Origin of the sequence: Streptomyces durhamensis, assembly GCF_000725475.1 — a bacterium.
Classification (GTDB): domain Bacteria; phylum Actinomycetota; class Actinomycetes; order Streptomycetales; family Streptomycetaceae; genus Streptomyces; species Streptomyces filipinensis.
Genome location: NZ_JNXR01000030.1, coordinates 95,783 through 107,932, shown reverse-complemented (window position 1 = coordinate 107,932; position 12,150 = coordinate 95,783). Strand labels below are relative to the sequence as shown.

14 protein-coding genes are annotated in these 12,150 nt (G+C 72.9%); 8 read left to right on the top strand and 6 right to left on the bottom strand.

From position 1 onward, the window contains the following. Nucleotides 1-59 precede the first annotated feature (59 nt). A complete protein-coding gene (locus IO33_RS0134375) occupies nt 60-1,028 on the top strand; it encodes a GlxA family transcriptional regulator (protein WP_209438961.1) in 969 nt (322 codons plus the stop codon). Between the two features lie 46 nt (nt 1,029-1,074). Here the strand turns inward: IO33_RS0134375 and IO33_RS0134370 are convergent, their stop codons facing one another. Both IO33_RS0134370 and IO33_RS0134365 read right to left on the bottom strand, forming a co-directional pair. Next, nucleotides 1,075-2,709 carry an amidohydrolase gene (locus IO33_RS0134370; RefSeq protein ID WP_031172374.1) on the bottom strand — a complete coding sequence of 545 codons (1,635 nt, stop codon included), beginning with the start codon at nt 2,707-2,709 and terminating at the stop codon, nt 1,075-1,077. A 20-nt stretch (nt 2,710-2,729) separates the two neighbouring features. Then, entirely contained in the window at nt 2,730-4,232 is a 1,503-nt protein-coding gene (locus IO33_RS0134365) for an APC family permease (protein ID WP_031172372.1), read from the bottom strand. Between the two features lie 128 nt (nt 4,233-4,360). Here IO33_RS0134365 and IO33_RS0134360 point away from each other — a divergent pair, with 128 nt between their 5' ends. The 3 genes from IO33_RS0134360 to IO33_RS0134350 are packed head-to-tail and all read left to right on the top strand — an operon-like array spanning nt 4,361 to nt 6,031. Further along, nucleotides 4,361-5,080, top strand: a complete 720-nt coding sequence (locus tag IO33_RS0134360) for a TetR/AcrR family transcriptional regulator (protein WP_031172370.1) — start codon at nt 4,361-4,363, stop codon at nt 5,078-5,080. Nucleotides 5,081-5,123: 43 nt separating this feature from the next. After that, the gene (locus IO33_RS0134355; protein WP_031172368.1) at nt 5,124-5,588 is read left to right on the top strand and encodes a pyridoxamine 5'-phosphate oxidase family protein; all 465 of its coding nucleotides are present in this window, start codon (nt 5,124-5,126) and stop codon (nt 5,586-5,588) included. 50 nt (nt 5,589-5,638) lie between these two features. Further along, entirely contained in the window at nt 5,639-6,031 is a 393-nt protein-coding gene (locus IO33_RS0134350; RefSeq protein WP_031172366.1) for a VOC family protein, read from the top strand. Between the two features lie 162 nt (nt 6,032-6,193). Here IO33_RS0134350 and IO33_RS0134345 read toward each other — a convergent pair whose 3' ends face one another. After that, a complete protein-coding gene (locus tag IO33_RS0134345) occupies nt 6,194-6,496 on the bottom strand; it encodes a DUF4235 domain-containing protein (RefSeq protein ID WP_031172364.1) in 303 nt (100 codons plus the stop codon). A 33-nt stretch (nt 6,497-6,529) separates the two neighbouring features. Further along, on the bottom strand, nt 6,530-7,546 hold the full coding sequence (locus tag IO33_RS0134340) for a glutathione S-transferase family protein (RefSeq protein ID WP_031172362.1): 1,017 nt from the start codon (nt 7,544-7,546) through the stop codon (nt 6,530-6,532). A gap of 253 nt (nt 7,547-7,799) precedes the next feature. Between IO33_RS0134340 and IO33_RS0134335 the strand changes: the two genes are divergently transcribed. Beyond that, nucleotides 7,800-8,714 (top strand): cation diffusion facilitator family transporter, encoded by a 915-nt coding sequence (locus tag IO33_RS0134335; RefSeq protein ID WP_245235950.1) that lies wholly within the window; start codon nt 7,800-7,802, stop codon nt 8,712-8,714. A 103-nt stretch (nt 8,715-8,817) separates the two neighbouring features. Here the strand turns inward: IO33_RS0134335 and IO33_RS0134330 are convergent, their stop codons facing one another. Beyond that, nucleotides 8,818-9,267, bottom strand: a complete 450-nt coding sequence (locus IO33_RS0134330) for a nitroreductase family deazaflavin-dependent oxidoreductase (protein WP_031172358.1) — start codon at nt 9,265-9,267, stop codon at nt 8,818-8,820. 270 nt (nt 9,268-9,537) lie between these two features. Here IO33_RS0134330 and IO33_RS0134325 point away from each other — a divergent pair, with 270 nt between their 5' ends. Next, the gene (locus IO33_RS0134325; RefSeq protein ID WP_031172356.1) at nt 9,538-10,767 is read left to right on the top strand and encodes a cytochrome P450; all 1,230 of its coding nucleotides are present in this window, start codon (nt 9,538-9,540) and stop codon (nt 10,765-10,767) included. Nucleotides 10,768-10,779: 12 nt separating this feature from the next. Continuing rightward, nucleotides 10,780-10,980, top strand: a complete 201-nt coding sequence (locus tag IO33_RS0134320) for a ferredoxin (RefSeq protein ID WP_031172354.1) — start codon at nt 10,780-10,782, stop codon at nt 10,978-10,980. Here the strand turns inward: IO33_RS0134320 and IO33_RS0134315 are convergent. Continuing rightward, complete coding sequence (locus tag IO33_RS0134315; protein ID WP_031172352.1) at nt 10,955-11,542, bottom strand: TetR/AcrR family transcriptional regulator; 588 nt, start codon at nt 11,540-11,542, stop codon at nt 10,955-10,957. The genes IO33_RS0134320 and IO33_RS0134315 overlap by 26 nt on opposite strands. Before the next feature lie 142 nt (nt 11,543-11,684). On the opposite strand from IO33_RS0134315, the gene IO33_RS0134310 reads away from it, so the two are divergent. After that, a complete protein-coding gene (locus tag IO33_RS0134310; RefSeq protein WP_031172350.1) occupies nt 11,685-12,143 on the top strand; it encodes a nuclear transport factor 2 family protein in 459 nt (152 codons plus the stop codon). Nucleotides 12,144-12,150 lie beyond the last annotated feature (7 nt).

Below are 12,150 nucleotides of genomic sequence, written 5' to 3'. Positions count from 1 at the left end.
TGCCCGGATTCGCGCCTCCGGGAAATGGCATGATTGCCAAGCTTCGCTAGGATCGTGCCATGCATGACATGGAGCTGCGCACCCGGCCGCCGGAGCGGGTGGTCGTCCTGGCGCTGGACGGCGTCTACCCCTTCGAGCTGGGCATCCCCAGTCGGATCCTCGGTGCCGCCGACGGCCACTACGAGGTGCTGACCTGCACGGTCGACGGCCGGCCGGTGCGCACCAGCGCCGACTTCACGATCGGCGTCGCCCACGGCCCGGAGCTCCTGGAGACGGCGGACACGGTGGTGGTCACCTCCATGCCGCCCGCGTACATCCCCGCTCAGCTGCCGGACGAGGTCGCCGCGGCCCTGGCCCGCATCCGCCCGGACGCCCGGATCGTATCCATCTGCACCGCCGCCTTCGTCCTCGCCGAGGCCGGTCTGCTCGACGGCCGCCGGGCGACCACGCACTGGCAGGTCGCCGAGCTGTTCCGCCGTCGCTTTCCCCGGGTCGACCTCGACCCGGACGTCCTCTTCGTCGACGACGGCCGGATCCTCACCTCGGCCGGAGCCGCCTCGGGCGTCGACGTCTGCCTGCACATCGTGCGCACCGACCACGGCAGCGAGCTGGCCAACTCGGTCGCCCGCCGCTGTGTCGTCCCGCCGTTCCGGGACGGCGGCCAGGCCCAGTACATCGAGCAGCCGGTCCCCGTCAGCGGCGCGGCGAGCACGGCCGCGACCCGGGCCTGGGCCCTGGAGCGCCTGGACGAGCCGCTCACCCTGTCCGACCTGGCCGGCCACGCCCGGATGAGCCTGCGCACCTTCGCCCGCCGCTTCGGCGACGAGGTCGGCCTCAGCCCCGGCCGCTGGCTGATCCAGCAGCGCGTCGCCCGCGCCCGGCACCTGCTGGAGGCCAGCGACCTGCCGGTGGACCGGATCGCCGCCGAGGTCGGCTTCGCCACCGGCGCCTCACTGCGCCAGCACCTGCACGCGGCGATCGGCGTGTCCCCGCAGACGTACCGCCGTACCTTCCAGCAGGCCCGCTGAACCGCTCCGGCCGCGTGCGGCGGGCGACGGACGGCCGCCCGCACGCTCACCCGGCCGCGTACACCCGCTCACCCCCCACGTAGGTGAGCGCCACCGCGGTCTGCGCGATCTCCTCCGGCGGCCCGGCGAACGGGTCGCGGTCCAGGACCACCAGATCGGCGAGCGCCCCGACGGCCACCCGGCCGGAGTCGTCCAGATGGTTCACGTACGCCGATCCCGCCGTGTACGCCGTCAGCGCCTCAGCGAGGCCGAGCCGTTCCCCGGGCAGGAACACCGGCCCGGTGCCGCCCGGCTCCACCCGGTTGACCGCGACATGGATGCCCTGCAGCGGATCGGGGCTGCTCACCGGCCAGTCGCTGCCCGCCGCGAGGCGCGCGCCCGAGCGCAGCAGCGCGCCGAACGGGTACTGCCAGGCGGCCCGTTCGGGCCCGAGGAAGGGGATGGTCAGCTCGTCCATCTGCGGCTCGTGCGCAGCCCACAGCGGCTGGATGTTCGCGGTGGCGCCGAGCCGGGCGAAGCGCGGTACGTCGTCGGGGTGCACGACCTGCAGGTGCGCGAGGTGCGGCCGGGTGTCGCTCGGCCCGTTGGCGGCGCGGGCCGCCTCGACCGCGTCCAGCGCGTCCCGCACGGCCCGGTCGCCCAGCGCGTGGAAGTGGCACTGGAAGCCGAGGGCGTCCAGCTCCGTGACGTACTCGGGCAGGCGGCCGGGGTCGATGAAGCTCTTGCCGCGGTTGGCGGTGGCGCAGCCGCACCGGTCCAGATAGGGGTCGAGCAGCGCGGCCGTGTGGTTCTCCGCGACCCCGTCCAGCATCAGCTTCACCGTTCCCGCCCGGAACCGGCCGTGGCTCAACGCCGCTCGCTTCTCGGCCAGTTCGGGGATCTGCTCGGCCCCGCGCTCCCGGTCCCACCACAGCGCGCCCACCACCCGCGCGGTGAGCGAGCCGTCCCGTGCCGCCGTGCGGTAGGCCTCGGCCGGGTCGTCCATGCCCAGGAAGTCACCGACCAGGGCGTCCTGCCAGGCGGTGATGCCGAGCGCGTGCAGATGCCGCTGGGCGTGCAGCAGCGCGGCCAGCCGGTCGGCCGGTGTGGCGGGCGGGGTGAGCCGGCCCACCAGCTGCATCGCCCCCTCCTGGAGCGTGCCGCTCGGATCTCCGGAGGCGTCCCGCTCGATCCGCCCGTCGGCCGGGTCGGGGGTGTCGCGGTCGATGCCGGCCAGCTTCAGGGCGCGGCTGTTGACCCAGGCGCCGTGGTGGTCCCGGTTGGGCAGATACACCGGCCGGTCCGGCACGACCGCGTCCAGCAGCTCCTTCGTCGGCGTCCCGCCCGCGAACGCCTCCATCGACCAGCCGCCGCCGAGGATCCACTCCCGCCCGGGATGCGCCTCGGCGTAGGCGCGTACGGCGGCCACGGTGTCCTCGGCGGTCGTGGCGCCGCTCAGGTCGCACTGGGCCAGCTCCAGCCCCGCCGGCACCGGATGGACGTGCGCGTCCTGGAAGCCGGGCAGCAGCAGCCGTCCGGCGAGATCGACCACCTCGGTGCGCGGCCCGGCCAGCTCGCGCAGCTCCTCGCCGCCGACGGCGGTGATACGGCCCCCGGTGACGGCGACGGCGGTCGCGGTACGGGCCTCGGGCGCCTCGGGGGTGAGGACGGCGCCGCCGGTGAACAGCAGATCAGCGTGCATGATGCCTTTCCTGGAAGGTGTCAGTGGGAGGTGGTGAGCAGCTCGGGCGCGTCGGCGTCGGTGCCCGCGCCGGTGCGGAAGTACGGTGACCTGCGCACCCACTTGGCATACGCGGCCACCGCGAACCCGGACACGATCATCGCGACCGGCATGAGCAGCAGGAACCAGCCGTTGTCCGCGTGCGGTTCGAGGTGGTCGGCGGAGGCGTAGAAGGACCAGCCGAGGTAGCCGCCGAGGCCCAGCAGGGCCAGCGCGCTGAGCGCGGGCAGCAGCACCGCCCGCACGCCCTGGCGCCAGTCGGCCCGCAGCAGAGCGCTAAAGCGCGCGGCGGCCGCCAGCGCGGTCAGCGCGTAGGACAGGGCGACGACGATGCCGACGGCGTTCACGATCGCGTCGATCATGTCGGCGAGCCGCGGGATGACCAGCGCGCCCGCCGCCACCGCGACGGCCAGCGCCCCGATCAGCAGCGTTCCGGCCGCTGGAGTCCCGTACCGGGCACTGACCTTGGACCACACCGGTCCGAGGGTACGGTCCCGGCTCATCGCGAACATGCCGCGCGCCGTCGGGATGACCCCGGCCTGGAGCGAGGCCACCGCCGAGAACATCAGCGCCACGAGCGGCAGCGCGGCCAGCGGCTGGCCGGCCAGCCGGTCCCCGTAGTACGCGAGCCCCTGCGCCCCGTGACCGGCCAACTCCCGTGGCGACAGCACCCGTTGGAAGGCGAGGGAGCCGAGCAGGAACAGGCCGAGCATCGTGACCAGGGTGATGGTCCCGGCCCGGGAGGCGTCCTCGGGGTCCCGCACCTCCTCGTTGACCGTGAACGCGGCCTCGAATCCCCAGTAGCAGAACACCGACAGCAACAGGCCCTGCGCCAGCGCGGTCGGCGAGGGGATCGCGAACGGGTCGAACCAGGAGAGGCGGAAGGAATGCGGTCCGGTGACGATGCCGTAGCCGCAGAACCCGAGCAGGACGACGTACTCGAAGACCAGCAGACCGGACTGCAGCCGGGCCGCCGTGCGCACACCGGTCACGGCGGTCAGGGTGACGGCGGCCAGCACCACGATGCCCACCGCCGTCGTCTGCGCGGTGGAGTCCGGGTCGAGACCGAGCGAGCCGACCCGGTGCAGGCCTGCCTCCCCGGCCAGCTGCAGCAGCGCCGAACCGGTGACCGCCGTGGTGTAGGCGAGGAACGCCACGCTGGCCACCACGTTCACCCAGCCGACCAGGAAGCCGAGCCAGGGACTGAGGGAACGGCCCACCCACACATAGCCGTTGCCCGCGTTCGGCTCCACCCGGTTCAGCCGCGCGTACGCTCCGGCGATGCCGAGGACGGGCAGGAACGCCAGCAGCATGATCGCCGGCAGGTGCGGGCCGACCACGCCCGCGGTCACACCGAGCCCGATGCCGATGCTGGTCGTGGCGGCCGTACTGGAGGCGGCGACGGCGACGCCGTCCACCACGCTCAGGGATCTGCGCAGCTCGGGCCGCGCGGGGTGATCCGCTCCGAAGGGGCTCTCGCTCATGGCCGGCTCTCCGCTCGCACCGCGGGGCCCTGGGCGGCCCCGGTGACCGGACATGAAACTGCCCGGGCACTCCACAGGTCAACGGTGTTGTCATAAGGTGCGGGGGCATCGTCCCGAGGGAGGCCCCCATGACCGACCGTGTCGTCCCGCCCGCCGCCCGGCAGCGCCGCCGCCCCACCAGACAGGGCGTCGTCCTCTCCCCGGAACTGATCGTGGAGACCGCCCTGCGGCTGATCGAGGAGCACGGCGCCGACGCGCTCTCCGTGCGCCGCCTCGGCCGTGCCCTCGGCGCCGACCCCAGCTCCCTGTACCGGTACTTCCGGCATACCGACGATCTGATGCTGGCCGTCGCCGACGAGCTGATCGGCCGAACCCTGCGCACCTGGCGGCCCACCGGCGACTGGCTCGCCGACCTGCGCGACCTCGGCCTGCGGATGCACGCCGGCGCCCTCGCGCACCCCCGGGCGGCGATGCTCAGCGCCCACCGCGTCACCGGGCGCGCCCATGAGATCCAGGCCGTGGAGAGCATCCTCGGCGTGCTGCGCCGGGCGGGGTTCCCGGACTCGGAGGCGGTGCGGATCTACCACGCCTTCGCCGACCAGGCCCTCGCCTTCGGCGCCCTGGACTCCGCGGGCACCGCCCTGCCCCGGGCCGCGCGCGAGGCCGAGGCGGACGTGTGGCGCAGCATCTACGGCCGGCTGCCCGCCGACACCCACCCGCACATCGCGGCCACCGCGTCCCGCCTCGTCGCCACCATGCGCTCCAGTTCCTACCCGGCCGCCCTCGAACTGCTCCTGACGGCCGCACGGACACGCCTTGATCACATTCGTGCGGGGACGGGGGAGTGACGGCCACACTGGACGGGATCCATATCGTGAGGAGGCAGTACGAATGACCCCACCGCCCGCCCGCACCCCCGCGGAGCGCAAGAAGGACACGCTGCACCGGCTGGAGCACGACGTCGACGTCTGGGTCGCCACCGCCGGATCCGACGGCTCCGCCCCCTATCTCGTGCCGCTGTCCTTCGTGTGGGACGGCGCCACCCTGCTCATCGCCACTCCGGCCGAGAGCCCCACCGGACGCAACCTCGTGGCCGGCGGCCGGGCCCGACTCGGCCTCGGCCCGACGCGGGACGTCGTCATGATCGAGGGCACGGTCCAGGTGGTGACTCCGGAGGACCTGCCCGAGGAGGACGCCGAGGTGTTCGCCGGCAAGACCGGCTTCGACCCCCGCCAACTGTCCACGCGCTACCTGTACTTCAAGATCCTCCCGCAGCGCGTCCAGGCCTGGCGCGAGGAGAACGAGCTGAGCGGCCGGGAGTTGATGCGGGACGGAAGGTGGCTGCTCGCCGACTGAACGCGGCGACCGGGGATATCCGCAGGAAGAGGACATCCCCGGGAGGAAGCATGGCAGTGGTGAAAGCGGGCCTCGTGGTGCTGGACTGCGCCGAACCCGAGAAACTCGCCGAGTTCTACAGGGAGTTGCTGGCGGGTGAGCAGACGGACGCGTCGGCCAACCTGGTGGAGATCCGGGGGACCGACGGCATCCGGCTGGCCTTCCGCCGCGATGTGAACGCCACCCCGCCCAGCTGGCCGCGCCCGGAGAACTCCCTCCAGGTCCATCTCGACTTCCTGGTCGAGGACCTGGACGAGGCCGAGCGGCGGGTGGTGGGACTCGGCGGCCGGCCACTCGACACGAAGGACCCGGCGGGGCCGTACGAGCAACGCGGCTACGCCGACCCCGCCGGCCACTCCTTCACCCTGCGTCTGGTGCCTACGGCGGCCCCGAAACAGGGCTGAGCGCCAGCGCCCCGAAAGGGGCGCGGGGAACCGCGCGACCAGCCACGACGATCCCGCAGCCGGCCGCGGACCCGGCGCCCCTGCGGCGCCACCCCGGTCGGGCCCCGACGCCGTCGCAGCCGGGCGCGGCCCGCGCCCCGCGGCGCTGCCCCGGACGGCACCTCAGTCCCGGCCGCCCTTCTCCGCCGCCGGCCACTGCCCCGTCGACCGCGCGATGGCCTTCGCCCCCGTGCGGTCCACCGCGCTGCGCACCACCGCGAAGATCGCCCCCTGGACCGCCGCGGCCAGCAGGATCTCGCCCCAGCCGCGGTCCGGGTCCAGGGCGTCGGGCGCGTCGTCCTCGTGCCGGATCGCTTTCCACGCCTGCCGGAAGGCCATTCCGGCCAACGCCCCACCCGCCCAGCTCAGTACGAAACCGATCGGCTGGTAGACGAAGGGAAGCTTTTTCTTCTTTGTCCTGGCCATGTGTGACTCCTTCCTTGTCGGACGGACCGGCCCTCAACCGGCACGTCCCGCGGGGGCCACCCGTTCGCCCGGGGGCACCGGTCCCGGCGGTGTGCCGTCCCCGAACGGCCGGCCGCCCAGCTTCTCGCGGTGGTGCGGACCCAGCCAGCCGGCGAGGTCCGGTCCCAGGGGCACGATGCCGGTGGGGTTGATACCGGTGTGCACCTGGTAGTAGTGCCGCTTGATGTGGTCGAAGTCGACCGTGTCCCCGAACCCCGGGGTCTGGAACAGGTCCCGGGCGTACGCCCACAGCACCGGGTTCTCCGCGAGCTTCCAGCGGTTGCACTTGAAGTGGCCGTGGTAGACGGCGTCGAACCGGACCAGCGTGGTGAACAGCCGGATGTCCGCTTCCGTGAGGGTGTCGCCGACCAGATACCGCTGTTCCGCCAGCCGCTCGGCGAGCAGTTCCAGCCGCCGGAAGACGCCCGCGCACGCCTCCTCGTACTCCTTCTGGTGGGTGGCGAACCCGGCCCGGTACACACCGTTGTTCACGTCCGTGTATACCTCTGCCATCACCTGGTCGATCTCCTCGCGCCGGCCGGCCGGGTAGAGGTCGGGCGCGCCGGAGCGGTGCAGGGCCGTCCACTCGGTGGCCAGGTCCAGGGTGAGCCGCTGGTAGTCGTTGGTGACCAGCTTCCCGCTGGGCACGTCCACGACCGCGGGCACGCTGACCCCGCCGGGGTACCCGGTTTCACGCCGGTCGTAGGCCTCGCTCAGGAACCTGATGCCGAGCACCGGGTCCCGGCCGTCCGGGTCCAGGGTGAACCGCCAGCTGCGGTCGTCCTGGAGCGGGTCCGCGACGGCCATCGGCAGCGCGTCCTCCAGTCCGAGCAGCCGCCGTGAGATCACCGCCCGGCTGGCCCACGGACAGGCACGGGAGACCACCAGCCGGTAGCGGCCCGCCCGGACCGGCCAGCCGTCCCGGCCGTCGGCGGTGATCCGGTCCGTGAAGTGGCTCCTGGACCGGCTGAACGTCTTGTGGCCGTAGGCCCGGTTGCCGTCGCCGTCCATGTCTCCTCCTCGCCGCCGGGTGCTTCTCGGATCCGCATTCCCCGTTTTCCGCCGCCCGCACGGTGTGATCCGCCCGCTCGGGGGCAGTCGTCGTCAGGTGAGCGGGACATCGCCGGAACGGGAGCGGGCCGTGCGGACGGCCGAGGACGACGCCAGGGCCGCCGAGCCCGCCGCCGTACAGAACGACGAGCCGAGCCGCGGGGCCCGGGGTGCGAAGGCCACGTCCGACCGGCACACCAGGGTCACCGTCCTCGTGGCGCTCGCCGCCAACCTGGTGATCGCCGTCGCCAAGGCCGTGGGCGGTGTCCTCGCGGGCTCGCCCGCGCTGCTGTCCGAGGCCGCGCACTCCGTCGCCGACAGCCTCAACGAGGTGTTCCTGCTGGCCGCGCTGCGCCGCAGCCGCCGCCCCGCGGACACCCGCCACCCCTTCGGCTACGGCAAGGAACGCTTCTTCTGGTCCCTCCTCGCCGCCGTCGGCATCTTCGTCATGGGCGGCTGCTTCTCCTTCTTCCAGGGCGCCGAGGCGCTGAGCCAGGGCACCGAGGAGACGTTCAGCGGCTATGTGGCGGGCCTGATCGTGCTCGGTGTGGCCCTCGTCGCCGAGGGCGTCTCGCTGCTCCGGGCCCTGCACCAGGTGCGCCGGCAGGGCGGCGGGCTCCGCGCGCTCAGCGATCCGGCGCTGCGCACCGTGGTCGCCGAGGACGGCACGGCGGTGCTGGGCGTGACGCTCGCCATCGCCGGGATGGCCCTGCACATGGTCACCGGGCAGGTCGCCTGGGAGGCGTCCGCCTCGCTGGCGATCGGTGTCCTGCTGGTGTACGTCGCCTACCGGCTGGGCCGCGACGCCCGCGACCAGCTCATCGGCGAGGCCGCCGACCCGGAGCTGAGCGGCCGTATCCGCGCGCTGCTGCGCGCGCAGCCGGAGATCGACAGCGTGGAGGCGCTGTTGACGATGAAGATGGGCCTGGACTCCACTCTGGTGGCCGCGCGCATCGACCTGGTGCCGGGCCTGGACAGCGAGCGGGTCGAGGAGGTCGCCGTACGCATCAAGCGGTCCCTGGCCACGACGTTCCCGGAGGCGGACCAGATCTTCCTGGACGTGACCGACCGGCCGGCGGACGAGGCAGCGGAGAGCCCCGCCGCGACGGGGGAACGCGGCGGGGCCTGACGCACGAGTGCCCGCCCCGGGGCGTGTTCACACCTGCGCGGCACGGATTTTTCCGAAACCGGCCGGTGCCCGGCGCGAATCCGCATCCGCCGGCGCGCCGCGGTCAGCTCTCCTCGGCGGGCTCCAGCACGAAGACGGGGATCTCGCGCGAGGTCTTCTGCTGGTAGTCGGCGTAGGGCGGGTACGCGGCGACGGCCCGCTCCCACCACCGGGCCTTCTCCTCGCCGGTGACCTCACGGGCCCTCATGTCCCGCTTGACCGGCCCGTCCTGCAGTTCCACACGCGGATCGGACGTGATGTTGAAGTACCAGACCGGGTGCTTGGGCGCGCCGCCCTGCGAGGCGACCACCGCGTACGTCCCCGCGTGCTCCACCCGCATCAGCGGCGTCTTGCGGATCTTTCCGCTCTTCGCACCCCGGGAGGTCAGCACGACGACCGGCAGCCCGGTGTCCATGAGCGTCGTGCCCTTCGTCCCGCCCGAGCTCTCGTACAGCTCGACCTGCTCGCGCACCCACTGCGTCGGGCTGGGCTCGTACTCGCCCTCAAGAGGCATGGGATCCGTCCCCTTCGTCGGTCCAACAGCTGTCTGCCACCGGCATTCAACACCGGCGACCCCACGATTCATCCGCACCGCGGACCGATTGGGCCGAGGGGGTGAGGTCCGCACTCCACCCGGCCCGGCCGGATTCCGCCCCTCCCACCGCTGTTCTTCGGCCGGATCACGAACATCACCGAAGTGGCCGAACTTGCCGTCGACCCATAGGTGCCTGAGGCATCTAATGAAGATCGGCACGACGCACTTCTTCGTCTGCGAGGTCTTTCCATGACGGAACTGACGGACACCACCGGCCCGGCGACCCCGGCCGACCCCGTCGCCTTCCCGCAGGACCGCACCTGCCCCTACCACCCGCCCACCGGATACGCACCGCTGCGCGACGGGCACGACCTGTCCCGCGTCACCCTGTTCGACGGCCGCGAGGTGTGGGCCGTCACCGCGCACGCCACCGCCCGCGCCCTGCTCGCCGACCCCCGCCTGTCCAGCGACCGCCGCCATCCCGACTTCCCCGTCCCCACCGAGCGTTTCGCGGGCGTCCGCGACCGCCGGGTGGCCCTGCTCGGGGTGGACGATCCCGAACACCAGCGGCAGCGCCGGATGATGATCCCGTCGTTCACCCTCAAACGCGCGGCAGAGCTGCGGCCCTGGATCCAGCGGACCGTGGACGGGCTGCTGGACGTGATGATCGCCCAGGGGCCGCCCGCCGAGCTGGTCTCCGCCTTCGCGCTGCCCGTGCCCTCGATGGTGATCTGCCGCCTGCTCGGAGTGCCGTACGCCGACCACGAGTTCTTCGAGGAGCAGTCCCGCCGGCTGCTGCGCGGCCCCGCGGCGGCCGACTCCCTGGACGCCCGCGCCCGCCTGGAGACCTACCTGGGACGACTGATCGACGACAAGGCGAAGCAGTCCGAACCCGGCGACGGCGTCCTCGACGACACCGTCCACGGCCGGCTGCGCGAGGGCGCCCTCAGCCGCGACGAACTCGTCTCGCTGGCCGTCATCCTGCTGGTCGCGGGCCACGAGACGACCGCCAACATGATCTCCCTCGGCACCTACACCCTGCTGCGGCATCCCGCGCGGCTGGCCGAGCTGCGCGCCGACCCGGCGCTGCTGCCCGCCGCGGTGGAGGAGCTGATGCGGATGCTGTCCATCGCGGACGGGCTGTTCCGGGTGGCGCTGGAGGACATCGAGGTCGCCGGTACCACCATCCGGGCCGGCGACGGTGTGCTCTTCTCGACCTCGGTGATCAACCGCGACCCGTCCCAGTACGAGGACCCCGACACCCTGGACTTCCATCGCCCCGCCCGCCACCACGTGGCGTTCGGTTTCGGGATCCACCAGTGCCTGGGCCAGAACCTGGCGCGGGCGGAGCTGGAGATCGCCCTGGGCAGCCTGCTGACCCGGCTGCCCGGGCTGCGGCTGGCCGTCCCGGCCGAGGACGTCCGCTTCAAACCCGGCGACACGATCCAGGGGATGCTGGAACTCCCCGTGACCTGGTAAGAGGCTCTGCTCATGCGCATCGACATCGACAAGGACGTCTGTATCGGAGCCGGCCAGTGCGCGCTGACCGCACCGGGCGTCTTCAGCCAGGACGACGACGGCTACAGCACCCTGATGCCCGGACGCGAGGACGGCGCGGGCGACCCGATGGTCCGCGAGGCGGCCCGCGCCTGCCCGGTGGGTGCCATCACGGTGTCGGAGACGGCCGGCTGAGTCCGCCCCGGCCGGCGGCCGTCACCAGCGCCCGCGCCGCCTCGCGGGCCTCGGCCGCCGGTTCGGTGCTCCCGGTGATGCCCGCCGTCACCATGGCTCCCTCGGCCAGCAGGAACAGCGGCCCGGCCAGTGCGGCGGGCAGCCCGGCGTCGTCCACGAGGGAGGTGAGGTAGCTCCGGAACGCCTCCTTGTGGGCGCGTACCTGCTCGGCCACCAGGTCCGACGTGGCGCCCAGTTCGCCGTGGGCGTTGATCCAGGCGCACCCCCGGAAGCCCGCCTCGCCGAACCACCCCTCCAGCCAGTCGAACACGGCCGGGATCCGCTCCCGCGGCTCCCGCTGCCGGCCCACGTGCGCGGCGAGCCGCCCGCGCCAGCGCTCGTCCCGCCGCGCCAGGTAGGCCGCGACGAGCTGCTCCTTGGCGGGGAAGAGCTGGTAGAGGCGCTTGAGGGAGACGCCCGACGCGCCGCGCAGCTCGTCCATGCCCACGGACTGGACACCGCGGGCGTAGAACAGTTCCTCGGCGGCGTCCAGCGCCTTCTCCCGGGCGACCGCGCTGTCCATCGGCGACACCATCACTCCTCGGCGACGTTGGGTTCCTCGGCGGGCCGCTGCGTTCCTTGACGAAAGAACGAGCGTTCTCCTACGGTAGTAGCCGTCCGGAGAACGCTCGTTCTCCGATGTCGTCCGAGCCCAGGAGGAGACCATGGCCGACCGCCCGCCCCTGCCGCCGTTCACCCGCGAGACCGCCGCGCAGAAGGTCCAGGCCGCCGAGGACGCCTGGAACACCCGCGATCCGCACAAGGTGGCGCTCGCCTACTCCGAGGACTCCGTCTGGCGCAACCGCGACACCTTCGTCACCGGCCGCGCCGAGATCGTCGCGTTCCTCACCGCCAAGTGGCGGCGCGAGCTCGACTACGCGCTGCGCAAGGACCTGTGGGCCTTCGACGGCAACCGCATCGCCGTCCGCTTCCAGTACGAGTCCCACGACGCCGACGGCCAGTGGTGGCGCTCCTACGGCAACGAACTGTGGGAGTTCGACGAGCACGGCCTGATGACCCGGCGGGAGGCGAGCATCAACGACGTACGCATCGAGGAGGACCGGCGCCGCATCCACGGACCCCGCCCCGACGCCGAGCGAGGCGTGTCCTTCCCGCTTCAGTAGGGTGCCC